General features: G+C 66.0%; 19 protein-coding genes and 1 riboswitch. Of the genes, 7 read left to right on the top strand and 12 right to left on the bottom strand.

All coding sequences use genetic code 11. The annotated features are described in order from the left end of the window. Positions 1–3: 3 nt before the first annotated feature. Positions 4–3,159, bottom strand: coding sequence for an autotransporter family protein (locus tag ARC63_RS20090; protein WP_082587925.1), 3,156 nt, complete (start codon positions 3,157–3,159; stop codon positions 4–6). A 418-nt stretch (positions 3,160–3,577) separates the two neighbouring features. On the opposite strand from ARC63_RS20090, the gene ARC63_RS20085 reads away from it, so the two are divergent. From ARC63_RS20085 to ARC63_RS20070, 4 genes are all read left to right on the top strand, one after another. Then, positions 3,578–5,968 carry an autotransporter family protein gene (locus ARC63_RS20085; protein WP_057504226.1) on the top strand — a complete coding sequence of 797 codons (2,391 nt, stop codon included), beginning with the start codon at positions 3,578–3,580 and terminating at the stop codon, positions 5,966–5,968. Between the two features lie 1,056 nt (positions 5,969–7,024). Then, positions 7,025–8,713: an autotransporter family protein gene (locus tag ARC63_RS20080; protein ID WP_231298671.1), complete on the top strand. Its 1,689-nt coding sequence runs from the start codon at positions 7,025–7,027 to the stop codon at positions 8,711–8,713. A gap of 386 nt (positions 8,714–9,099) precedes the next feature. Then, complete coding sequence (locus tag ARC63_RS20075; RefSeq protein WP_414615934.1) at positions 9,100–9,531, top strand: hypothetical protein; 432 nt, start codon at positions 9,100–9,102, stop codon at positions 9,529–9,531. Positions 9,532–9,699: 168 nt separating this feature from the next. Then, positions 9,700–12,690 (top strand): ATP-binding protein, encoded by a 2,991-nt coding sequence (locus tag ARC63_RS20070; protein WP_057504224.1) that lies wholly within the window; start codon positions 9,700–9,702, stop codon positions 12,688–12,690. Positions 12,691–12,700: 10 nt separating this feature from the next. Here the strand turns inward: ARC63_RS20070 and thiL are convergent, their stop codons facing one another. The 5 genes from thiL to ARC63_RS20045 form a co-directional block, all read right to left on the bottom strand. After that, positions 12,701–13,666 (bottom strand): thiamine-phosphate kinase, encoded by a 966-nt coding sequence (thiL, locus tag ARC63_RS20065; RefSeq protein WP_057504223.1) that lies wholly within the window; start codon positions 13,664–13,666, stop codon positions 12,701–12,703. A gap of 130 nt (positions 13,667–13,796) precedes the next feature. Then, positions 13,797–14,276: a transcription antitermination factor NusB gene (gene nusB, locus ARC63_RS20060; protein WP_005408062.1), complete on the bottom strand. Its 480-nt coding sequence runs from the start codon at positions 14,274–14,276 to the stop codon at positions 13,797–13,799. Further along, positions 14,273–14,740 carry a 6,7-dimethyl-8-ribityllumazine synthase gene (gene ribH, locus ARC63_RS20055; RefSeq protein ID WP_005408061.1) on the bottom strand — a complete coding sequence of 156 codons (468 nt, stop codon included), beginning with the start codon at positions 14,738–14,740 and terminating at the stop codon, positions 14,273–14,275. The genes nusB and ribH overlap by 4 nt, the downstream gene beginning before the upstream one ends. A 179-nt stretch (positions 14,741–14,919) precedes the next feature. After that, complete coding sequence (ribB, locus tag ARC63_RS20050) at positions 14,920–16,020, bottom strand: 3,4-dihydroxy-2-butanone-4-phosphate synthase (RefSeq protein ID WP_057504222.1); 1,101 nt, start codon at positions 16,018–16,020, stop codon at positions 14,920–14,922. Further along, positions 16,017–16,643, bottom strand: coding sequence for a riboflavin synthase (locus tag ARC63_RS20045; protein ID WP_057504221.1), 627 nt, complete (start codon positions 16,641–16,643; stop codon positions 16,017–16,019). The genes ribB and ARC63_RS20045 overlap by 4 nt, the downstream gene beginning before the upstream one ends. Positions 16,644–16,717: 74 nt before the next feature. Continuing rightward, a riboswitch (FMN riboswitch) is annotated at positions 16,718–16,863 on the bottom strand. A 188-nt stretch (positions 16,864–17,051) separates the two neighbouring features. Between ARC63_RS20045 and ARC63_RS20040 the strand changes: the two genes are divergently transcribed. From ARC63_RS20040 to ARC63_RS20030, 3 genes are all read left to right on the top strand, one after another. Next, the gene (locus ARC63_RS20040) at positions 17,052–17,672 is read left to right on the top strand and encodes a hypothetical protein (RefSeq protein ID WP_010481980.1); all 621 of its coding nucleotides are present in this window, start codon (positions 17,052–17,054) and stop codon (positions 17,670–17,672) included. Between the two features lie 152 nt (positions 17,673–17,824). Further along, a complete protein-coding gene (locus ARC63_RS20035; RefSeq protein ID WP_057504220.1) occupies positions 17,825–18,709 on the top strand; it encodes a hypothetical protein in 885 nt (294 codons plus the stop codon). Between the two features lie 131 nt (positions 18,710–18,840). Further along, positions 18,841–19,509 carry a hypothetical protein gene (locus ARC63_RS20030; protein ID WP_057504219.1) on the top strand — a complete coding sequence of 223 codons (669 nt, stop codon included), beginning with the start codon at positions 18,841–18,843 and terminating at the stop codon, positions 19,507–19,509. Between the two features lie 36 nt (positions 19,510–19,545). Here the strand turns inward: ARC63_RS20030 and ribD are convergent, their stop codons facing one another. The 6 genes from ribD to ARC63_RS20000 form a co-directional block, all read right to left on the bottom strand. Next, complete coding sequence (ribD, locus tag ARC63_RS20025; protein ID WP_057504252.1) at positions 19,546–20,631, bottom strand: bifunctional diaminohydroxyphosphoribosylaminopyrimidine deaminase/5-amino-6-(5-phosphoribosylamino)uracil reductase RibD; 1,086 nt, start codon at positions 20,629–20,631, stop codon at positions 19,546–19,548. Positions 20,632–20,759: 128 nt separating this feature from the next. Then, positions 20,760–21,281: a transcriptional regulator NrdR gene (nrdR, locus tag ARC63_RS20020; RefSeq protein ID WP_010481984.1), complete on the bottom strand. Its 522-nt coding sequence runs from the start codon at positions 21,279–21,281 to the stop codon at positions 20,760–20,762. A 149-nt stretch (positions 21,282–21,430) separates the two neighbouring features. Then, positions 21,431–21,880 carry a hypothetical protein gene (locus ARC63_RS20015; protein ID WP_057504218.1) on the bottom strand — a complete coding sequence of 150 codons (450 nt, stop codon included), beginning with the start codon at positions 21,878–21,880 and terminating at the stop codon, positions 21,431–21,433. 27 nt (positions 21,881–21,907) lie between these two features. Next, entirely contained in the window at positions 21,908–22,327 is a 420-nt protein-coding gene (locus tag ARC63_RS20010) for a hypothetical protein (protein WP_010481989.1), read from the bottom strand. 67 nt (positions 22,328–22,394) lie between these two features. Further along, entirely contained in the window at positions 22,395–23,648 is a 1,254-nt protein-coding gene (glyA, locus tag ARC63_RS20005) for a serine hydroxymethyltransferase (RefSeq protein ID WP_010481990.1), read from the bottom strand. Between the two features lie 184 nt (positions 23,649–23,832). Further along, positions 23,833–24,306 carry an RcnB family protein gene (locus ARC63_RS20000; RefSeq protein ID WP_019338039.1) on the bottom strand — a complete coding sequence of 158 codons (474 nt, stop codon included), beginning with the start codon at positions 24,304–24,306 and terminating at the stop codon, positions 23,833–23,835. Between the last annotated feature and the right edge of the window lie 184 nt (positions 24,307–24,490).

The following is a 24,490-nucleotide window of genomic DNA, read 5'->3' as shown; positions in this document are numbered from 1 at the left end:
CGCTTACCAGGCCATGCGCACGCCCACCTGGCCACCCACGTTGCAGTAGCCGTGCTCACCGCGCTGTACGCTCAGCCCGCCCCATGCGCCCCAGCGCTGGCCCAGCTTCAACTCGGCACCGGCCTGCACTTCATAACGATTGCGCGGCACATCCGCGCCCAGCGTGTCATCGTTGAACTGCAACCTGCTGGTACCGCTGCCGCGCAGCCAGTTCATGCCCAGGTACGGCTGCACGGTGTTGCCACCCGCAGTGCCATGACCGAACACGCGCACGCCCAGGCGCCCGCTCAGGCCACCTGCATCCGCATGGTCGACAACCGTGCCATTGCTCTCCACGTGGCGATCCGCGCGATAGCCTGCATACGTCAGCTGCAGCTGCGGCTGCACGTAAAGTGCACTGCCAGCCCCCTGCCACACATTGAAGGTATGGCCCACTTCCAGTGACGCAGTGGCCACACGCGCATCATAGTGCTCCGGCTCCAGACCGATACCCTGCACACGGTTGTCGAAGCGGCCGAACTGCATGGTCGCATCCACATAGGCACCGCCGGTGCCTTCCGCATCCTGCATCCAGGTGCCGTACACACCCACGGCGGTACCACGCACGCGGCCGGTGGCGGTGTAGCCGGTCAGATCCGAGGCGACACGATTGTCAGCACGGCCATTGCCCAGCATCACACCGAACGTGGCATTGCCATTTTGCAGCAGGTCACTGCCGATCTGCAGCACCGACGTATTGCCATCCACCGGCAGCTGGCCACCCACCGCAGTGAAGTCCGCATTGCCACGACCTACGCGTGCCCAGGCAGTGCGCTCACCCGTTAGGGTGCCGGTGCGATCATGCATCCGGTGCGCGAACATGTTCACTGCGGCGGACTGGTTCGCCAGATAGGCACCGGCTTCCGGGCGCAGCACCGGCGGCGGCCGGATCGGATCGACGATTCCGCCGCCGCCCCCGCCTTCACCGCCCTCACCCGGATCCGGACCCGGGCCTGGGTTCACCACGCAGCCCGGCGCTGCCGGGTCGTCCTCGCAGACATCAAACCACTGCGAGCGCAGGTACCAATGGCCATCGGTGGGATCGGCCAGACCGCCCTGGAACAGGAAGTACTCGTACGAACCGCCCACCGCACGCCCGGTCAGCGTATAGCTGGCTAGCGATGTGCCGTCCACTTCGATCAGCTGGATGCCATCCACAGTGGGCGCCCCCACACCGCCGATGTTCCTCACCGCAATCAGGGCATCACCAGAAGTATCACCGCGCACGTGCAGGCGGTCGATGGCCGAATCATCGCCAGCCAGCGCGCCCTGGAACAGGAAGGTGGCGCCCTCGCTGTGCAGGTCACCCTCCACCGTGAGCGTATTGAAGCGGCCGCTGCCATCGGACAACGCCACCACGCTGTCGCGCGCCTGCAACTCGCCCACGGTCGCATCGCCGGTCAACGTCCATTGGCTGCCGCTTTCAAGCGCAAGCGTCTGCACCAGATCGGAAGCCCCCTGCCACAGCGCACCATCCGCCAGACGCACATGCACCTCGGACTGCGGCACCAGCCCGGCGTCTTCGTCGTCGGGCGTGATGACGATATCGCCGTGCAGTTGCGAGCCACCGTCCAGCGCCACGTCGAAGCGTCCGGCCACGGCAGCATCCAGTGCCAGGCCGATGCCGTTGCCACCGGACACCACCACACCGTTACTCAACGTCAGCACTGGATCACGGCTGCTGCGCAACCAGATGCCACCGTGCTGCGCACTCACCAGCGAGCCGCCGTCGATGCTCATCTGGCCGTTGTCGTTGATCACCGCCGCCCAGGCACCTTCGCCTTCAGTGCGCACATGGGTGTTGGCCAGCGTCATTTCGCCCCTGCCCCCCGACAACACACCGTATGAATTGATGCCGGTGGTGCGCACCACGCTGTCGGCAAGGTGTACGGTGCCGCCAAGGCGGGCGATCGCACCAATGGCGCCGTCGCCTTCGGTAAGAATATCGATCATGTTGCCGTTCGCTAGTGGTGCAGCAGATACACCGCCTTCGGCATACAACCCATGACCATTCTGGCCAAGGGTCCGCAATCGGCTGCCGGTAACCTGCGCGGTACCTCCCAGCACCGATATCGCCTGCCAATAGGTGCCATTGGCCGTAATGGTCGATCCGTCGACTACCAGATCGCCATTCGTCACTCGAATGCCAACGCCATTGCGAGTAGTGATGAACGAATCGGTCACACGCGCAACCACATCGCGCTGGTTCATGTCGATGCCGATCGATACGCTGTCGAGCCGGCTGCCGTGCAGGGTGAGGTCCGCGCCTTCGGTCATATGGATGCCGAAGTGACCGGACAGCTCCACCCCATCCAGGCGCAGCACGCCGCCGCCACCGGTGGCGAAGCTGACCGCGGTGGCGTTGTCGCCACGTGCATGCACGCTGCCTCCACGCATCTCAAGCTCACCGCCGACGAACAATCCCATTCCGGAGCGCTCGTGGGTCAGATCGATGTCGACATCTTCCAACACCACCTTGCTGCCCAGCCCCACCAGCACGCCCGATGCACCGGCGCCGCTGCCATCTATCCGCGCCGAGCGCAGGGTGACATCGCTGCCACCCTGCGCCCACACCCCATGACCTGCCCCCGCCACAGCGATCTGCAGACGTTCGGCCAGCAGTGTTCCATCACGCACGTCCAACCCATTGGACTGGTCGCCAAGAATCTCGATCGCGCTGTCGCGCACTACTGCCTGCCCCTGCTGCACGCTGACGCCATGGGCCAACCCGCCACGGGTAGTGATCCGCACGTTGTCCAGTGACAGCGCACCGGACAGCGCTTCCGCCCCCGACGCTGCCGTGCCGCGCGTTTCGATATGCGTTCCGCTGGCGTGAACCTGGCCGCCATTGGCGGCGGAAAGGCCGGCAGCACCATAGCCGGAGGTCAAGACGCTACCCGCCTGCAGTTCGATACGACTTCCGGCACCCTCGGCGCGTGCAGCGGCAGCACGCAGCCCTTCGGTAATCAAATTGACCGGTCCCGTTGGAATGAGGCTGCCACCGTTGATGGCAAGGAACGCATGCCCACCCGGATTGCCCGGCTCCACCGGGTCAGTGGTGTGGTAATCGCCCGCAGCCGGGTTCTGTTCGTCGCCATCGGCGATGACCTGCTGTGCCATGGCGGCCGACGACGCCAGGCGGCGGACAACCCCACGGCAAGCAGATGGGAGCGGGGAAGTACACGACGCATGCGGGGGACGCTCCAATGGAAGGGCCCATACCGTAGGAAGCGGCCGCAATGGCGCCTATCGAATTGGTTGCATACCGCAGCCGCTGCGTCGTCCTGTCGCGCCCAAATATGGACCGGATTCACTGTGCTGAACATCGGCCGACCCGATCGTCCAGACGGCCAGCGCTTTGCAACTAATTGCATGGGCCGGCGCCGTGCCCGCGGCCAGAATTCGTGCCGATCAAGACACAGGTTGCCTGGTTAGGCTCATCACGCGCGCTTCACGCGAACAGGTCGAAAAGGCCACATCCGTGAACGAGCACCTGAACGACTCCCTGTGTCGACTCTTTCCCAGAAAGGACAAGACCATGAACCGTCATCGCACCCGCACTGCTCATCCTCATCAACGCCCGCTGGCGCGTGGAATCGTCCTCGCACTCTGCATGCTGCCGCTGGCCGGCGCCTGGGCCGGTGATCTGGACGGTACCGTTGGGTTGGTCGACAACGGCGACCCGATTGAAGAGTGGACACTGCGCAACAACGCGGTGTTGACAGTGGTCGGTGGGCAGACCAACAGCATCCGTGCGGTTGATTCACTCGTGTACATGTCAGATGCCACCATCAACCGCAGCGGCTCCTACCAGCGTGCTGTCGAGCTGGATGGCACGGCGAGCCTGCAGTCGGAACGCAGCACGTTGCGTGGCGGCGGCATCTTGGTCCAGGGCTCCTCGTCGGCGCACCTGATCGGCAGCCGCATTCTTGTCACCGCTGCCGACGGCCTGCTGCCAAGCAATCCACTCAGCATCGGCCTGACGCTGGGCAGCACCCCCGGCGGCATTCCCTTGGCCGGCGCCTGGTCCATTCTGGATTCCACCCATGTGCGCGTGGAGGACACGACAAGCGGTAGCGATATGTCCAGTGGTCTGGGCGTGCGCATGGAAAACGGCCGGGTAGACATCGTCAATGGCTCGGAAATCGACGCCGACAACGTGGGGGTGTTGATGTACGGCTCGATCCATACGCCCGACACGCTACGTCTGGGTATTGACGGTTCCACTATTCGCTCCGGGCGCGGCGCGGCGATCCGCGTGGGCGCCGACGAGGCTGCCGACTTCGAGATCACCGTGGCAAACGGTGCACAGTTGATCGCGGGCAATGGCAATCTGCTGCAGGTGGACTCGCTTACCGGTAGCAGCACGCCGGGGGCCAGCCATGTGCTCTTCAACGTGGATGACACGCGCCTGATCGGCAATGTCAGCTTCGATGCCGCAACGGTTGATGGCAGCCTGGACGTCTTCCTACGCAACAAGGCGCAGATCGACGGCCGCTTCATCAACGTCACCACTGCCAGCATCGACAGCGATGCCACCTGGCTGATGACCGGCGACAGCAACGTCGGCCATCTCACGCTGGGCGCGAGCGGTACCGTCGCGCTGGGCAATGGCAGCAGCTTCAACACGCTCAGCCTGGATGAGTTCACCGGCAACGGCGGCACGCTGCTGTTCAACACCCAGCTGGGCGACGACACCTCGCTGACCGACACGCTGGTGATTGCCGGCGATGCCAACGGCCAGGCTAACGTGCGCGTGCTCAATGCCGGCGGTGCCGGTGCGAAGACCGATCGCGGCATCGAGCTGATCGATATCGGCGGCGCGTCCAACGCGCAGTTCGATCTGGTTGGCCGCGCTGTGGGCGGTCAGTACGAGTACTTCCTGGTGAAGGATGCCAACGGTAACTGGTACCTGCGCTCGGAACTGGGTGGTGCACCGGATCCGTGCCTGGTCGACCCGACCCTGCCGGAGTGCAAGCCGGTGGACCCGGTCGATCCGATCGACCCGCCGCCGCCGATCCTGCGCCCGGAGACCGGCGCCTATCTGGCCAACCAGTTCGCGCTGGACCAGATGCTGCGCCACAACTACCGCGATCGTCAGGGCAGCGCCGCGGCGGCGGATGGCATCCGTGGCTGGGCCCGCGTGGACGCCACCCAGAGCAAGCTGGGTGCGGTGGATGACCAGCTCGACCTGCGCGTGGACCGCTCGCGCCTGCAGCTGGGTGGGGACATCGGCGTATTCGATGACGGCCGTGGCCGCGTCGGCGTGATGGGCACCGCCGCGCGCAGCAGTGCTACCTCGCGCTCGGACGTGACCGGTTTCAGCGCACGCGGCAAGGTGGAAGGTGGCGCGCTGGGCGTGTACGGCAACTGGGCCAACGACGCCATGTACGTGGATGCCAGCGTGCAGCGCGGCCAATTCCGCAACCGTGTGCAGGGCGAGGGCCTGGCCGAGGAGCGCTACGACTCGGACATCTGGCAGTCGTCGGTGGAAGCCGGTTACCGCTTCGACATCGGCCAGATCGGCGGCACCGCGCTGAGCCTGCAGCCGGAGCTGCAACTGGTCTACACCGACGCGAAGACCGACGTGCATACCGAAACCAACGGCACCGTGGTACGTGCGCAGGGCAACAGCGGTTTGTCCGGCCGTGCCGGCCTGCGCCTGCAGGGTGAATCGCGCTCGGCCGCGGGGGCCTCGGTCAGCCCGTACCTGGCGGCAAACTGGTACCGCGATCGCGCTGGTAGTGGCATCGCCTTCGATGACGAGGTGCTGAAGGCTGGCATTCCGCGTAACCGCTATGAGCTGAGCGCAGGTGCGCGTGTGGAGTTCCGTTCGGGCCTGAGCGCATGGGGTGGCTTCGGTGTGATGCGGGGTGACCATGGTTACCGCGAGGCGACCGCAAATTTGAATCTTTCCTACAAGTGGTGATACCCAGGAGTAGAACCGACGCGAAAGCGCTCACTCGTGGGCGATACGAGGCATTCACGCCGCCCGCCAACTTGCCGTGATGCTGCGCTGGAATCATACAAATGATCGCTCGCTATAGATCTTCAAGGCTGGCACCTCCAACAGTGCGATAGAAGCGGGTTTTTGCAACTAATCTCATGGAATGTTGAAGGTTGCGCAACGACACTTGCGGCCGATTCGGACATTGGCCGCTATGCCGCCAGCATCTGCGTGGTCGTCGCCCTGAAGGGCGGCATCAATTGGGCCATGAACGCAACAGCCAATGTCCTTTTCCCATACCCCGAAAAGGAAAAGTGCATGAACCCTCGCAGCACCCATAACACCATACCCGCCCGCCGGGTACTTGCCAGCGGACTGCTGCTGGCAATGTCCGCATTTGCTACCGCACCCGCCCTCGCGGGGAGTCTTGCCACTGGCACCCGGGAGATTGTCGAGGGCGACAACGTTGAGAACTGGCAAGTGACCAACGACGCACACTTGATCGTCAATGGCGGTCACACCCGCCATTTGCGCGCAACGGCGGCCTCGAAGATCTCATTGCGCAATGCCTTTGTCTCGACAAACCCCATTGCAGCACCATTGATACAGCTAGAGGGAAGCGCCTCACTCGATGCGATCAACAGCAGAATCAATGGCGAAGTGGTGCTTCTGGATAACACATCACTGCGAGTGGGCCCCGGCAGTTCCATTCACGTGATGAAGGATAATCACACCCCGACACGCACGCGCTCAATCGGAATCGACCTGGTCAGTGGACACACAGGCGCACCCACGGCGGTCCTCGATTCGGCCGCAGTCTGGGTCGAAGACGCGCCTGCCTTCGGCTTCGCGCTGAACAGCGGTATCGGCGCGCGTCTTCAGCAAGGGCGCCTGGATATCAGCAACGGATCACTCATCAACGCGAGCAACGTCGCTGCGCTATTGTGGAACAATCGCGGCCGAGGAGCGCCGGATACCATTCGACTTGGCATCAATGCATCCAGACTGCAGTCCGGACGGGGTGCCGCCATCCACGTCATGCCGTCGACAGACAACAATTACGACATCAACGTCTCCAATGGCTCGATCCTGATATCGGGCGATGGCAATCTGCTTCTGGTCCGGTCAGATCATGGAGGCGACGGCAGTGCACGCACCGATGTCGATTTCGTGGTCGATGATTCGCGCCTGATTGGCAACGTCACCTTCGATCCCACCACAGTGACCAACGGCACTTTGGATGTGATCCTGCGCAACAACGCCCAGATCGATGGCCGTTTCTTCAACGTCACCAGCACCACCATTGACACCGGCAGCACCTGGCTGATGACCGGCGACAGCAACGTCAGCCACCTCACCCTGGGCAGCACCGGTACCGTGGCACTGGGTAATGGCAGCAGCTTCAATACCCTCAGCATGGATACCTTCACCGGCAACGGCGGCACGCTGGCGTTCAATACGCATCTCGGTGACGACACCTCGGCCACGGACAAGCTGATCATTGCCGGCGATACCCACGGCCAGGCCAACGTGCGCGTGCTCAATGCCGGCGGAGCCGGTGCAAAAACCGACAAGGGCATCGAGCTGATCCGTGTGGGCGGTGCGTCCAACGCGCAGTTCGACCTGCAGGGCCGCGCGGTCGGCGGCCAGTACGAGTACTTCCTGTTCAAGGATGCGACCAGCGGCGGCTGGTATCTGCGCTCGGAACTGGCGACCACGCCGGACCCGTGCCTGGCCGACCCGACCCTGCCGCAGTGCAAGCCGATCGTCGATCCGGTGGACCCGATTGACCCGATTGAGCCACCTACCCCGGTGCTACGCCCGGAAGCGGGCGCCTACCTGGCCAACCAGTTCGCGGTGGACCAGCTGCTGCGTCATGGCTGGCGTGACCGCCACGGCGGCAGCACGGCCGCCAACGATGGCGTGCGTGGCTGGGCCCGCGTGGACGGCAAGCAGAGCAAGCTGTCGGCCGTGGAAGACCAGCTGGACCTGCGCGTGGACCGCTCGCGCCTGCAGCTGGGTGCGGACGTTGGTGTGTTCGATAACGGCCGTGGTCGCGTGGGCGTGATGGGCAGCATCACGCAGTCCAGCGCCACTTCGCGTTCGCAGCTGACCGGCTACAGCGCACGCGGCAAGGTGGACGGTGGTGCACTCGGCGTGTATGGCAACTGGAACAGCGATGCGCTGTATGTGGATGCCAGCGTGCAACGCGGCCAGTTCCGCAACCGCGTGCAGGGCGAAGGCTTGGCTGAGGAGCGTTACGACTCGGATCTGTGGCAGTCGTCGCTGGAGGCCGGTTACCGCATCGGCATTGGTGCGATCGGCAGCACCGCGCTGAGCGTGCAGCCGGAACTGCAGCTGGTCTATACCGATGCCAACATCGATGTGCACACCGAGAACAACGGCACGGTAGTGCGCTCGCAGGGCGACAGCGGCTTGTCCGGGCGCATGGGCCTGCGCCTGCAGGGCGAAGGCCACTCGGCAGCGGGCGCCTCGGTCAGCCCGTATCTGGCGGCAAACTGGTACCGCGATGGTGCCGGCAACGGCATCGCCTTCGATGATGAAGTGCTGAAGGCCGGCATTCCGCGCAACCGTTATGAACTGAGTGCGGGCGCTCGATTGGAATTCCGTTCGGGCCTGAGCGCATGGGGTGGCTTCGGTGTGATGCGCGGCGACCATGGTTACCGCGAGGCAACTGCGAATGTGAGTGTCGCCTACAAGTGGTGATGTAGAAACACGCACGGCGCCGGACGGTTCCGGCGCCGAATTCTGCCTTCTGTAGCGCCGAGCCATGCTCGGCTGCTTTTCGATCAGAACGCGGTGAGCCGAGCATGGGCTCGGCTCTACGGAAAATGTCGCAACTGCCACGCCGGTGCGCACCTGGTTTCGCGCATTGTATGCGCCGTAAATCCGCAACGATTTCGAAATTGAAACTTTTCTGATTGGTATAGCAGCACTTGCATGCACATCATGGCGCGCCACCGACAACGGGTGGCACGGGCTTGCAATCCCGTTTGGCAAAGACGTTGTTTACGCTTGCCTGTCGGCGTCGCTCTTTCCTTGTTGGGCGGCGTCGGCAGGCAATCCGTCCGTGCATCTATGGCGGGCGGTGCGTGGGGGCTTCGTGCCCGCCGGCGTTTCGCGTTTTTGCCACCGGTATTGCAACCACGCACCGTCCGCCGCCCTTGCCCAGCGTGAGGGCGGCCCCTTGCTTCGCACTCAAGGACGCCGCCATGACTTCTTCGCTCTATCCCTACCTCTTCGCCATCCTGCTTGGCTGTCTGCAGCGCATTCATCATGTGGAAGCCGCCGATGGCCGACCCTGGCCTTGTAAAGGCCGCAATCAGGGTCAGGGCATCGCGATGGCCCGCATCGACCGCGCCAACGCCGGGCTGACACTGCTGCTGGAACTGCTGCATGCCATCGAGCGTGTGCGCGTGGATGGCGACGAGCGTCAGCAGGTGGGCGATGAGGTGCGTGAGGGATTGCTGCTGGCCTGCCGTGGGCTGGCCGAGTATTTGGATGTGCAGTTGCGGGCGGCGTAGATCCGCGCCGTTGCGGAGCCGAGCATGGGCTCGGATCTACAGGAAATGCAGCAGGATGACTGCACCAGCGACTTTCTCGTCCTACGCTTGCGCACCGCCAACGACTTGCATTGAGAGAGGCCGGCGCGGCACGCTGCAGGCCACTGCCTCACTTCGCAGGTTCGCGCCATGGCGTCACCCCTGGGCTCCGTGCTTGCCACCCTGCAAGGCTTGCAGCGCCGGCTGCTGTTCGGTGGCGGTGCCATCTTGACCCTGCTTCTCCTGGCCGCCGGCTGCGCGGCGCTGTGGCTGCGGCTGGAAACGGTGCACCTCAACGAGCGCGAGGCGCTGCAGCGCGGCCAGCAGACGGTGGATCGCTACATTGGCGAGCGCAGGCGGGCCTACGTGGCCAGCTTGAACACCAACGCCATGCTGTGGGCTACCCAGCAAACCGCACTGGTGGCCGGTGGCCTGCCTGTTGCTGCCCGCTTTTCAGCACAGGATGGCCAGGCCGGCGTGGTGGCACCCGGCGCCCTGTCCGTCCCCTGGCTGGCGCTGTCCCCGCGCGAGGGCCGTCTTCCGCCACAGGCGGAGGCGGCGTACCTGGGCATGGTGCAGACCTATTCGGCGTACATGGCCGCCACCGTCGCGGCGCAGGATTCGCCCACTTCCTTGATCTCCTTCGCCTTCGAACCGGAAGGGCGCCTGTTTGCGATCGCCGGGCTGCATGATGAAGCGCAGCTGCTGCAACTCATGAAGGTGCCTACCCGTGAACAGGCACTGGCCGCGCTGGCACAGACCGCCGATGCCGGCTGGCAGTCAGCGGGTGCGGACTCCGAGCTTCAACTGGACAGTGGCCGGCTGCGCGCCTACTTCGGCCGCAATCCGTTCACCGGCGAGGATGCACTGGTCACCCAGATGCGCCTGCGCAGCAATGGCACCCCCTTCATCAACCGGCTGACGTTTGAACCGCTTCAAGGCCTGCGCGAGCGGTTGGAGGAGGCCAGCCCGGGGACGTGGGTGGTGCTGGACCGGCAGGGAAACGATGTTCTGCGCAGTGCTGCGGACGCTGCGATTTCCGGGCCTGCGCTGCGCGCCGCGCCATCGCCCCGGCCTACGCTGTTGGCACTGCCTGCCGGCCGTGCCTTCGTGATGTCCGCACCCTTGCAGGGCATCGACTGGACGCTGCTGCGGCTCTACCGCTGGACCGACATCTGGACGGCGCAGCAGACCTATCTGCTCGGGGGCGGGCTGGCCCTGACCGCCCTGCTGGCCGCGCTGTGGACGCTGTTGCTGCTGGTGGACCGGCGCGTGCTGCGGCCGGCGCTGGAAGAAGCCGCACGGGTGCATGAAAGCGAAGCGTTGAGCCGCACGCTGATCGAAACGTCGCCGGTCGGCCTGTGCCTGCTCGACCAGCAGAGCGGGCAGTTGATCCTGCACAACCAGGCACTGGAGCAGCTGATCGGCGACACCACCGGCAACCTGTTGGACGCACTGGTCGGCCGCCTGGTGCAACGCGTTGACGGCCAGGTACACGGGCAGCTGTTCGAGGCGCCGTCCGCGGATGAGCACGGTCCATCGCGCTACCTGCAATCCATTGTGGCCGCCGCGCGCTACCAGCGGCGGGCGATCTGGGTCTGCGCGGTGACCGATGTGACCGCACAGACCGAAACCCAGCAGCGCCTGCTGGATGCACGGCGTCATGCCGAACAGGCCCAGCACGATGCCGAGGCCGCGGACCAGGCCAAGACCGCCTTCGTGGCAATGATCAGCCATGAAATACGTACCCCTTTGAGCGGCGTGCTCGGCCACCTTGAACTGCTTGCCCGCCAGACCATGCCGGCGGCGGCGCACGCGCATGTCACGCGCGCGCGCAGCGCCGCCGATGTGCTGCAGGGGCTGGTGAACGACACCCTGGATCTTTCCCGTATCGAAGCCGGGCTGATGACGCTGGAACCGGCGCCTTTCGATCCGCGTGCGTTGCTGCAGCAGACCGCGACACTGTTCGAGCCACAGGCCAGCGCAAAAGGCCTGCGCCTGGAGCTGCACACCGGCGATGCGCTGGGGCCGGCCTATGTGGCCGACGCAGGCCGCGTGGCGCAGGTGATCAACAACCTGGTGGGCAACGCGGTGAAGTTCACGGCATCGGGAACGGTTGCGGTCAGCATTGATGCCTCGGTGCAGCCCGATGGCAGCGAGTGGCTGCACGTGGAGGTGCGCGATACCGGCCCGGGCATCGATGCCGAAGCACAGGCCGTGTTGTTCAAACCGTTCGTGCAGGTCGGTGCCGGCTCGGCACGGCAGCACGGCGGCAGCGGCCTGGGGCTGGCCTTGTGCCAACGCTTCGCCGAACTGCTCGGCGGCACCCTTGGCGTGCGCAGCACCCCGGGCACCGGCAGCGTTTTCCGCCTGGACATTCCAGCACGCCGGACCACCGCCGTGGCAGGCACGCCGCCACGGCCAGCGCCTGTAGAGCGCGCGCATTCCCCGCGTGGCCACGCCTTGCTGGTGGATGACAGCGTGATCAGCCGTGACGTGACGCTGGGGCAACTGCATGCGCTGGGTTGGCAGGTCACCCTCGCGGCCGACGGCGAGGAGGCGTGGCACCGCTGGCGCGCGGGCCGGTTCGACATCGTGCTGACTGATCTGAACATGCCGCACCTGGACGGATACGGGCTGGCCCGGAAACTGCGTGCGGATGACCCCTCCATCCCCATCGTCGCACTCACCGCCAATGCGATGCCCGAGGACGCGCAGCGCGTACGCGAGGCCGGTATGTCCACACTGCTGCTGAAGCCGCTCGACCTGCCGTCGCTGGAGGCCGCGCTGCATGGATTCGACCTCGATCGCTCGGCACAGCCACCCTTACCTCCGGTGGTGAGCGAGGCGGTTCAGCGGCAGATGCGCGAGGCGTTCCTGCAGACCGCGCACCGCGACTACACGGCGTTGACCCAGGCGCTGGACAGTGCCGATGCACCGGCCATGATCGATCAGTTGCACAGTTTCGCCGGCGCGCTGGTATTTCTGGGAGAGCCCCAGGCGGCGCGCAGCTGCCAGCAGGCCGAGCAGGCCTTGCGCAGCAGCGGTGCGACAGATGCGACGTCGAAGGCAACCGTCATTGAGGCCATCGCGTTGATCGCGGCTGGCATCGAACGTCAGGTTGCCGCGCAGCAGGCTTGAGCCCGCACCCTCAACCGGCGAAGTGCTGGTAGCCGCCGCCGGCGGCTTCGCCATCCACGTGCACGCCCTGCCCTTCGGCAATGCGGCCGATACGGGTCAGCGGCACATCCAGCGATTCGGCGAGGTAATGCAGCGCGTCGCGCTGGTCGGCAGCTGCCGTGAAGCACAGTTCGTAGTCGTCGCCACCCCGCAGTGCGCATTCGCGGGCGGTTTCGCGCCCAAGCAACTCACGCAACGCATTCGAGATCGGCAGCAGATCAGCATCGACATGCGCGGCCACCGCGCTGCGCGTGGCGATGTGGCCCAGGTCGGCCAGCAGGCCATCGGACACGTCCACCGCCGCGTGCGCGAACGCACGCAGGCGCAGGCCCAGGGTGACGCGCGGGGTCGGCCGCAGCAGGCGCAGGCGCAGGCTTTCGTAGTCGGCCAGCAGGGTGGCGGTGGCCACGTTCAGCGCACCCTGCTGCCACAGGCGCAGTGCACCGGCGGCGTCGCCGAGGGTGCCGCTGACCCAGATGTCATCGCCAATCTGTGCGCGATCACGACGCAGCGCCTGGCCGCGTGAGACCTGACCCATCGCGGTGACCGACAGCGACAGCGGGCCACGCGTGGTGTCGCCACCAATCAGGGCGATGTCGTGCTGGTCGGCCAGTGCGAAGAAACCGTCGGCGAAGGCCTCGATCCAGTCTTCGCTGGCTTCCGGCAACGACAGCGCCAGCGTGCACCACGCCGGGCGCGCGCCCATCGCGGCGAGGTCGGAGAGATTCACGGCCAGCGTCTTCCAGCCGATATCGAACGCCGGCGTTTCGGCCGGGAAGTGCACGCCGCTGTTGAGCGTATCGGCAGTGACCACCAGCTGTTCGTTCGGGCGCGGCTGCAGCAGTGCAGCGTCATCACCAATACCGAGCACGATGTCGTCGCGCTCGACGGTGCGGGCGCGGATGCGGTCGATGAGGGCGAATTCAGCCAGGGACATGGGGCGTTCCCGTGGGGGTGGCGGCGATATCGGGCATCGGTGCCAACCAGGGTTGACACCCACCAGAAGCGGAGTCAGGGCCGGTATCGACCCAGCAGGTCACGGCCCGTCCAGGACGAGCAGAACCGGGTCAGTGACCCGATTCGACCTTGCGCCATTCCACGGCGGCACGATCCAGCACGCCGTTGACGTAGGTGTGGCCGTGTTCGGAACCGAAACGCTTGGCCGATTCGATGGCTTCGTTGATCACCACGCGGTATGGCACGTCCAGGCGGTAACGCAGCTCGTAGGCGGCCAGGCGCAGCACCGCGCGTTCGATCGCGTCCACTTCTTCGATGCCACGGTCCAGGTACGGGCCGAGCGCTTCGTCGATGTCGCGACGGTTGTCGAGCACGCCGTGCAGCAGCGCCTCGAAGTACGCCAGGTCGGCGATTTCGCGGGCCTGCTCGTGGGCGAACTGGGCGATCAGCGACTGGGCGTTGCCGCCGGAGATCTGCCAGGCGTAGATGGCCTGCACGGCACGACGGCGGGCGCGCGAGCGCAGCACCGGATCGACGCCATCGCGGCGGACGGGTTTACCGGAGGGCTTGCCCTGGGTGTTCTTGTTCATGGCAGCTGCTCCAGAAGATTGACCATTTCCAATGCGGCGAGTGCGACTTCCTCGCCCTTGTTGCCGTGGCTGCCGCCTGCGCGGGCCTCGGCGTCTTCAACGCGTTCCACCGCCAGCACGCCGTTCAGCACCGGCACGCCGAAGTCCAGCTGCACGCGCATCAGGCCCTCGGCGCAGCGGTCGGCCACGTGTTCATAGTGGCGGGTATCGCCACGGATCACGCAGCCCAGAGTGAGGATGGCGGCGTGTTCATGGGCGGCAGCCAGGCGCGCGGCCACCAGCGGCAGCTCCCAGGCACCCGGCACGCGGATCACGTCGATGTTGGCTTCGGTGATGCCGTTGCCGGCCAGGCTCTGGCGGGCGCCAGCGACCAGCGTATCGGTGATGCGGGCGTTCCAGCGGCTGGCCAGGATGGCGAAGCGCGCCGATTCGGGAGTGCGAAGATCGCCTTCGAAGTGGCTCATATGCGGCTTGGGGGACTCGATAAGGGGGTAATTCTAGCGTGGATGGGCCCCGGCCGTGGCTAGCGGGGGCCTGCAGGGTGTGCCGACCAACGGTCGGCACCCACCACAGGCAGGGCATGGTCGGCACCCACCAGAGGGCGGACGGTGGGTGCCGACCGTTGGTCGGCACACCAAGGGGGTTACAGGGCCACCGTCTCCACCACTTCCAGGCCGTACCCGGCCAGGCCGATCTGGCGGCGCGGGGTGCCCAGCACGCGCAGCTTGCCCAGGCCCAGGTCGGACAGGATCTGCGCGCCGGCACCGTTGCGGCGCCACTGGCTCACGTCCTTGTCCTTGCCCGGCACCACCGGCGCCGGCTGCTGGCGCAGGCGGGCCAGCAGGGCCTCGCCATCACGCGGGGCCTGCAGCACCACCATCACGCCACTGCCTTCAGCATCGATCGCACGCAGAGCGTCGGTGGCCGCCACACCGAAGTCGTCACGGCGCCAGTGCAGCAGGTCGGCCAGCGGATTCTCCACCTGCACGCGCACCAGGGTCGGGGTGTCCGCATCCGGGGTGCCGCGGACCAGCGCGAAATGCAGGTCGTGGGCGATGCGGTCGCGGTAGGTGACCAGCTTGAACGGGCCGAATTCGGTGTCGATCTCGCGCTCGTCCACGCGTTCAACGGTCTTTTCGGTGGCCAGGCGGTAAGCGATCAGGTCGGCGATGGAGCCCATCTTCAGGCCGTGCTCGCGGGCGAACACTTCCAGTTCCGGGCGGCGCGCCATGCTGCCATCCGGGTTCAGGATCTCCACCAGCACGCCGGCCGGTTCCAACCCCGCCAGCATGGCCAGGTCAACGCCGGCTTCGGTGTGGCCGGCGCGGGTCAGCACGCCGCCCGGCTGGGCGATCAGCGGGAAGATGTGGCCCGGCTGGTGCAGGTCCGACGGCTTGGCATTGGGCTTCACCGCGGTGCGGATGGTGTGCGCGCGGTCGTGCGCCGAGATGCCGGTGGTAACGCCCTCGGCAGCCTCGATGCTGACCGTGAAGTTGGTCTGGAACTGCGCGGTATTGGCCTGCACCATCGGCGCCAGGCCGAGATCGGCGGCGCGGGTACGGTTCAACGGCAGGCAGACCAGGCCACGGCCATGGGTGACCATGAAGTTGATGTCGCTGGCCTTGACCAGCTCGGCGGCCATGATCAGGTCGCCTTCGTTCTCGCGGTCTTCGTCATCGACGATGACCACCATGCGGCCCAGGCGGATGTCTTCCAGGATGTCCGGAATCGGGGCGAAATTCATGCGGCATCTCCGTGCGGGTGCTGACCGTTGGCCGGCACGCTGATCAGGCGCTCCACATAACGGGCGACCAGATCGATTTCAAGATTGACCGCGCTGCCTACGCCTGCGGCGGAGAAGGCAGTGTTGGCCACCGTGTGCGGGATCAGGGCGACGTCAAACCCTTCATCGTCCACTTCGTTGACCGTGAGGCTGACGCCATCCACGCAGATCGAGCCCTTCTTGGCGATGTAGCGGCGCAGCGAGGCCGGCGCGGCGAAACGCCAACGCTGGGCACGCGCGTCTTCGTGGATGGACAGCACCTGGCCGAGGCCGTCGACGTGTCCGCTGACCAGATGGCCGCCAAGGCGGTCGGTCGGGCGCATGGCACGTTCGAGATTGATGACCGCCCCTTCGCCCAACTGGCCCAGCGTGGTCAGGCCCAGGGTCTCGGTGGAGGCATCGGCCTGGAAGCTGCTGGCGTCGAATGCGATGACGGTGAGGCAGACGCCGTTGATGGCAATGCTCTCGCCCATCTGCACGTTGTCGAACGGCAGATTCCCGACATTGAAGGTGAAGCGGACATCGCCGCCGATGGATTCGCGTGCGGCCAGACGGCCGACGCCTTCGATGATTCCAGTAAACAAGAAACGTTCTCCGCGAAAAGTGAGCGAAAAACGCCGCAAGGCAAACAGGCACGCGCAGGGCATGAGCCCTGTGGCACCGTCTTCTTTCATCCGGACTATGACCGTCGGCTCCGGCATTGGACCGGATCTGCTGACCCCCGGCCGTGGGCCGGGGCGCTCGCGGGCTCGTGCTTGCGCACCTACCGCCGGTGGGGAATTGCACCCCGCCCTGAAGACGTTTGTGTACCGGCGAACCGGCCTGCCTATTGTACCAGCCCGGGCTGAACGGGGTCGGATGCGACAGCTGTGACGGCCGTCGCTCGCAATTTGTAAAACTTTCATTAAAATTCCACCCCGGACGACATGAGGTCGCCACGGGCAGCCCGCTGGGGCAGGCCCGCCAAAGGACTGAAATTCACAGGAATTCCCATGCGCAAGATGCTGATCGTGGCCGCCCTGCTGGCCGCCGCCCCGCTCTCGGCTTCGGCCGACGCCCTGAGCTACACCTACGTCGAAGGCGGTTGGACGCAGGTCAAGGTTGACGACAACGCACTGGACGACCCGAAGGTCGACGGCGGCTACCTGCGTGGCTCTGTGGCCATCGCCGAACAGGTCTACGTGTTCGGTGGCTGGTCGCGCACCAGCAAGACCTACCATTACAGCGACGGCTCGCTGAAGCTGGAACTGAACCAGCCGGAGCTGGGCATCGGCTACCACATGCCGTGGACCGACCGCCTGGACTTCACCGCCGATATCGCCTGGGTGCGCCAGAGCGCTGAACTGACCGACCGTTACGACGGCTACAGCGACCGCTACAAGGACCACACCAACCTGGGCCGCGCCACCCTGGGCATCCGCGGCAAGCCGTCGCGCATGACCGAAGCCTGGGCCAAGGCCGGCTACATGGACGGCGGCAACAACTTCAAGGGCACCTGGGTCGGCACCGTCGGCGGCCAGATCAACTTCACCAGGACCTGGGGTCTGGTGGGCGAGATCTCCGGCTACCGTGACGTCACCCAGTACTCGGCCGGCGTGCGCGCCAGCTTCTGATCCAACGATCGCTCCTCGTCGTGCGATCGAACGGGCCCCGCAAGGGGCCCGTTTTTTTGGCCGGGGTACACCGCCATGTGACCTCTGGCCGCCATCGAAAGTAGCGCTGGATGCGCTAGGCTTGCGCGCCTCTGGAACAGGAAAACACCGTCATGAAGACCCCCACCCGTACCCTTCTGGCCAGCGTGCTGCTGTGCGCCCCGCTGATTGCCAGCGCTGCACCGGCCCAGCTGACGCCCGAGCAGGCCTTCGACCTGTACGCACGCGTGCTGCTGGAAGACGACGCGGCCGCCACGCGCACGCTCAACGACGCACTGAAGCCGGCGTTCGAAGGCCAGGACGCCGTGACCCCCAACCCGGGTGCGCTGGCCAAGGCATTGGCCGAGCCGTGGCAGACCGTGCTGGCCAGCGCCGGTGACAAGTCCGACGCTGCGGCCACCGAAGCGCTGTATGCCAAGGCGCTGCGTGATTCGAAGTGCCGCGCGACCAAGAGCGTGGTCGAAGACAACGAATACGTTGAAGACCAGAAGCTGGCGCGGATCACCTACAGCTGCCAGCTGCCCGACCTGGGCAAGGTCCGCCCGCTGTTTGCCGCCAGTCTCGCGTCTGACGCCAGCCCGGCCGCGCGCAAGCAGTTCACCGATGCCTACACCCAGGCACTGCAGAGTGGCGTGCGCGTGCCGGTCAGCGGCACCTTCACCCTGTACCCGGCCAAGGACAACGGCTACTGGTACAGCGGTAATTTCGACGATCTGGTGGGCACCGTAGCCGGTGCGCTGGCGCCGTTCGAGGACTGGATGCAGGATGCACAGGCCGCGAGCGCGCCGAAAGTAACCGTCGTACCGGGCTGCGACCTGCTGCTGCAGCAGCACCGCGCCTGCGTGGCGAAGATCGCGCCGGAGCAGATCAGCGGCGTGGATGCGATGGCCGAGGAACTGAAGGCCAAGGCGCAGGTGCAGTCGGCCGAGGAGATGACGCAGGAGTGCAAGGCACTGCGCCCGATCGCCGAGATGATGTGGACCGACGAATGCGCGTGAGCTGGTAAGCGGTAGCGCCGGGCCATGCCCGGCGACGCCCGCAACGCTGCACATTTTCAGACAAGTTGCATGGATCCGTGCAAGGAACGCCCCTGATCCTCAGGGCCCTCCTGGATTGCCCGTGTGCCGCCATGCTGAAACCCGTCTTCATCCTGCTGCTGGGAGCACCGCTCTGGGCGGTAGCCTCCGCGCCAGGCGATCTTTCGCCGCAGGCCGAATACACCCTGCAGGCGCAGGTGCTGCTGCACGACGATGCCGCGGCCCGGCAGATACTGCGCGAGCAGGGAGAGGGATACGAGCCTGCCGTTGCCCTGGAGTGGCAGTTGCTTGTGGACGATGTGCCTGCGGCACTCGCGCGGCAGGGTTCTACTGCGCCTTCCCCGGCTGCCACGCGAGCCTTTGTACAGGCACTGGCAATGCGACTGCCGAGGGTCAGCTGCGCTGCCCGGGAGTTCGTGCCGTCGGGATCGCCGGAGATCGGCCTGTACCCACTGGTCTGCCAGCATCCCGACGTGGAACCCCTCCGGCAGGAGTATCTGGCGTTGCGGGCCGCGCCTGAAGCAGGGCGCCAGGCACGCATCGATGCGCTTTTCCTGCGCTGGGCGGCGATGCTGCGCGACGGACCCGATGTACCACATTGCAGCCGGGTCACCGGGGGGTACCAGGCACGCCATGCGTTCGCCCATGCCGAGCGCGTGCGTCAGCTCTACCAGACAATCCTGTGGCGATTGCTGCCGATCGAGTTGTGGCTGGGTGAACCGCTGCTGCCGCAGGAAGATGAGCTGTGTGATGACGTTTGAAGTCCGTCGGGCTCAACCCTGCACTACCTGGGCCCGTTATGCCCGCAGCAGCAACCTGATGTCTTCGCCCACCTGCCGCTGGTCGACCACGCGCAATCGGCGCTGCTGGTCCATCGCCTCGATGCCGAGGCCGGCCAGCAGCGGACGACCGTTATCGCCCAGCAGCGTGGGCGCCTGATACAGCAGCAGTTCGTCCACCCAGCCGCCGCGCAGCAAGGCACCGGCCAGCGTCGCGCCGGCTTCGGTATGCACTTCGTTGATGCCACGTTCGGCCAGCAGCGCCAGTACCGCGCCCAGGTCCAACCGCCCATCAACACAGGGCACGCTGGCAAACTCGGCGTCGGCCGCATCCGGTGCGCTTACTGCTGTGCCATGCAGGTACAACGTCGGCGCCCCACCCTCGCGCACACGGCTGCATTCCAGCGAGCGCAGGCGTGAATCGAGCACCACGCGCAGCGGTGGCATCACCTCGGTATCGGCCAGGCGCACGGTCAGCATCGGGTCGTCGGCCAGCACGGTGTCGGCGCCGGTCAGGATCGCACCCGCACGTGCGCGCCAGTGCTGCACGTCTTCGCGCGCAGCCGGGCCGGTGATCCACTTGGAGCTGCCATCGGCCATCGCGGTACGGCCATCCAGGCTGGCGGCCAGCTTCACCCGCAGCCACGGGCGGTTGCGCTCCACGCGCGACAGGTAACCCTTGTTGAGCTCGCGCGCCTGTGCCGCCATCAGCCCTTCGTCGACGTCGATGCCTGCATTGCGCAGCAGATCGAAGCCACCGCCATCGACCTTGGGGAACGGATCGCGCATCGCCGCGACCACACGCGACACGCCCGCTTCGATCAGTGCCAGCGCACACGGTGGCGTGCGCCCGTAGTGCGCGCAGGGTTCCAGGGTGACGTAGGCGGTGGCGCCACGGGCGTCGCTGCCGGCCTCGCGCAGCGCGAACACTTCAGCATGCGGGCCACCGGCGCGCTGGTGCCAGCCCTGCCCGACCACGCGTTCGCCATGGGCGATCACGCAGCCGACCATCGGGTTGGGGCGGGTGGTGTAGGCGGCACGCCCGGCCAGGCGAAGTGCGTTGGCCATGTGCAGGTGGTCGAGGACGGAGAACGGGGTGGTCATCTGGCCATGGTAACGCTGCCGGTATGCATCCACGCCATCAGTGCCAACCAAGGTTGGCACCCACCAGAGCAAAGGAGATCCACGCCATCAGTGCCAACCAAGGTTGGCATCTACCAGGGAAGAGGCGGTCAGCCCTTCTTCTTCTTCGTCAGGGCAATCACGTCGCCCAGCAGCTGCAGCTGTTCGGTGCTGGACGGCAGGTCGCGTTCCAGCTTCTCGATCTCCTCGCGGAAATCGGCCACGTCCTCGAAGCTGCGGTAGACCGATGCGAAGCGCACATAGCCGACGTGGTCGAGCTTGCGCAGTTCGTTCATGACGAACTCGCCGACCTTGATCGAAGGCACTTCGCGCTCGCCGCTGATGCGCAGCTGGTGAACCACCGCACGCACGGCCGCTTCGATCTTGTCTTCGGCCACCGCACGCTTCTGCAGCGCGCGGTCGAAGCCAGCGCGGACCTTGCGCTGGTCGAACGCCTCGCGGGTGCCATCGCTCTTGACGATGGCCGGCAGCTTCAGCTCAACCGTTTCCAGGGTGCTGAAGCGCTCGCCACAGGCTTCGCATTCACGCCGACGACGGATCGTCGCGCCGTCTTCGGAGACGCGCGAGTCGATGACCCGGGTATCGGCATGTTGGCAGAAGGGGCAATGCATGGAACGCCTGGCTCAGGGAAGTACCTATTGCCACGGTCATGGCAGCGTCGCAAAGGTACCTGAGAAAGGGCCCCGCAGCAAATGCTGTCTGCGCGGAAGTGCCTGCATTTCGGCCGAACAGAGCCTCCAGCGCGGTCAGCGCTGTGCGCTCAACCGGGTGCTGGCGGCACCGAGGCCGCGCGTGCCCAGCGCAGCCACACCAGGTGCCCGGCCATCACCAGCAACGGTGGGCCAAAGCCGAGGAAGGCCAATGTCGAGATCTCCCCGTGCTTGAAGGTGAAGTACAGCGTGGCGGCAACCACGGCCGTTGCGGCCAGCCCCCCCAGCGCCAACCCCACCCAGGCGACAACCGGGGAATCGCGCAGGCCGACGAGGCCACGCCACAGGAACAGGCCGCTCAGCCACAACCACGACAGCAGGCCGATGATTCCAGCCGTCGACCACAGCAGCAACAGTGTGTGCTCTTCGCCTGTCAGGTACTTGCCATCCCATACGACCATCAGCCCCAGCACGGCACCCGTGCCGCCTGCCGCCACGGTGGGCAGGCCTGCCAGCAGGCCGGCGATCGCCATCCAGCGTTTGTGCAGACGCTCATCCATGCGTTCGATGTCCTTCCATGGGCCACGTCATGCGCAGCGTTTGATCCACACCAGCATCGCAGCCGGCACCAGCATCGACGGGCCCAGCAGCAACAGGGTGATGCCTTCGGCGTGCACGGTGACGCCCCACCACAGCGCCAGCCCCAGGGGGGGCAAGGCGGCGAGACCGCCCGCCAGCAGCATCCACCACCAGAGACGGTGCACGTGCAGCCCGGCACGCCCCTGCATCAGAAAACCCGCACTGAGCCACAACCAAGCCAGGCAGCCGGCAATGCCGGCCAGGCCCCACAGCGGCATCACCGTCACCGAGGCCAGCGTGCCGTGACCGAACTGGCCCAGCCCCATCAACAGCAGCATCGTCGCCGCCGCGCCGCCCATCGCCAGGCTGGGCAGGCCAAACAGCACCGCCAGCGCGGTGTACAGATACTTGAGGTGGCGCTCATCCATGCGCGGTCACTCCAATGCTGGGGTCAGAGCCATTCCCTGCGGGAAGGGATCCGACCCCACTCCCCGGTCAGCCGTAGACCGGGTACTTGCGGCACTGCGCGCTGACGGCGTCGCGCACGCGGGCGATCACGGCGTCATCGTTCGGCGCGTCGAGCACGTCGGCGATCCAGTTGGCCAGGTCCACGCAGTCCTGTTCAACGTAACCACGGGTGGTCACCGCCGGGGTACCCAGGCGCAGGCCCGAGGTCACGAACGGCGAACGCGGGTCGTTCGGCACCGAGTTCTTGTTGACGGTGATGTGCGCCTTGCCCAGCGCCGCTTCCGCGTCCTTGCCGGACACGTCCTTGCCGATCATGTCGACCAGCATCAGGTGGTTCTGGGTGCCACCGGAGACGATCTTGTAGCCGCGCGCGATCAGCGTGTTGGCCATCGCTTGGGCGTTCTTCACCACCTGCTGCTGGTAGGCCTTGAAGCCCGGTTCCAGCGCTTCCTTGAAGGCCACGGCCTTGCCGGCGATGACGTGCATCAGCGGACCACCCTGGATGCCCGGGAACACGATCGACTGCAGCTTCTTGACCAGGTCTTCGTCGGCGCCCTTGGCGACGATGATGCCGCCGCGCGGGCCGCGCAGGGTCTTGTGGGTGGTGGAGGTGACCACGTGGGCGTGCTCCAGCGGGCTGGGGTACACGCCTGCGGCGACCAGGCCGGCAACGTGGGCCATGTCGACGAACAGGTAGGCACCGACCTTGTCGGCGATGGCGCGGAAGCGTGCCCAGTCGATCACCTGCGAGTAGGCCGAGAAGCCGGCCACGACCATCTTCGGCTTGTGCTCCAGGGCCAGGCGCTCGACTTCGTCGTAATCGATCAGGCCCTGATCGTTCACGCCGTACTGCACGGCGTTGAACAGCTTGCCCGAGGCATTCACCTTGGCACCGTGGGTGAGGTGGCCGCCGTGGGCCAGGCTCATGCCGAGGATGGTGTCACCCGGCTGCAGCAGGGCGAAGTACACGGCCTGGTTGGCCTGCGAACCGCTGTGCGGCTGCACGTTGGCGTAGTCGGCCCCGAACAGCTGCTTGAGGCGATCGATCGCCAGCTGCTCGGCGATGTCCACGTATTCGCAGCCACCGTAGTAGCGCTTGCCCGGGTAGCCTTCGGCGTACTTGTTGGTCAGCTGGCTGCCCTGGGCTTCCATCACCGCCGGGCTGGTGTAGTTCTCGCTGGCGATCAGCTCGACGTGGTCTTCCTGGCGCTGGGTTTCAGCGGCGATGGCCTTGGCCAGTTCGGGATCGTAGGATTCGATGCGGACGTCACGCGGGAACATCGGGTACTCCAGCAGGCAGGGAAAAGGGGGTACGGCTCAGCCCCCGATTGTAGCCCCGCACCGACCTGCTGGGGCCGAAACGGACGGGGCCGGCATCCCCGAAGGAATCCGGCCCCGTATGGTTTCGATTGCGCTGCCCCGCCGTGCCGGTAGATCCACGCCATGCGCGGATATGACCGCCGACTCAGCGGTTGCTGAGCACGTACTGGGCGATCACACCGGTGGCGATGGCAACCAGCAGCATGTTGCCGCGGTCATCGCGGATCCAGTGGTGCCCGTAGGGCGGGCGACGCAGGTGATAGCGCGGGTAGTCGTTCACCACATAGATCGGGCCGCGGTAATAGTCGCGGTAGCGATGGCCGACCTTCCAGCCATAGCCCGGGCCATAGGCCGGGCGGTACACCACACGCGGCGGTGCCGGGCGGTAGTAGCGGTCATGATCACGGTGCCACTCGCGGCGATCCTGGCGGTAGTCGCGCCGGGCCTCGCGGCGGTCGCGCTCCCAGTCACGGCGGTCGTGGCGCCACTCACGGCGATCCTCGCGCCATTCGCGGCGGTCGTGGTTGCGGCGATGGTCGTTGTCGGCGAACGCCGGGGCCACGGCGCCCAGCGCCAGCACAGAGGCCACGGCACTGGCCATTACTCGATTGATGCGCATGTCAGACCTCTGCTCGCGTGGGTGGTGAGCCCATATTGCGCAACCGATCTGAACCGTTTCCGGCTGGAAACGCTTCCCGTTGCAGGACTGTGACGCAGTATTCAGGGGGCGGCCAGCCCGGCGCCCCCTTCCCGGGCGCGGCCCGGAACCGGTTCCGGCTATAATTGGCGGTATTCCATTTCAG

This window comes from Stenotrophomonas geniculata ATCC 19374 = JCM 13324, from assembly GCF_001431625.1.
In the GTDB taxonomy this organism is placed as follows: domain Bacteria; phylum Pseudomonadota; class Gammaproteobacteria; order Xanthomonadales; family Xanthomonadaceae; genus Stenotrophomonas; species Stenotrophomonas geniculata.
Note: the sequence above shows the minus strand (reverse complement) of the source record. Positions and strands in the feature narration are given on the sequence as shown.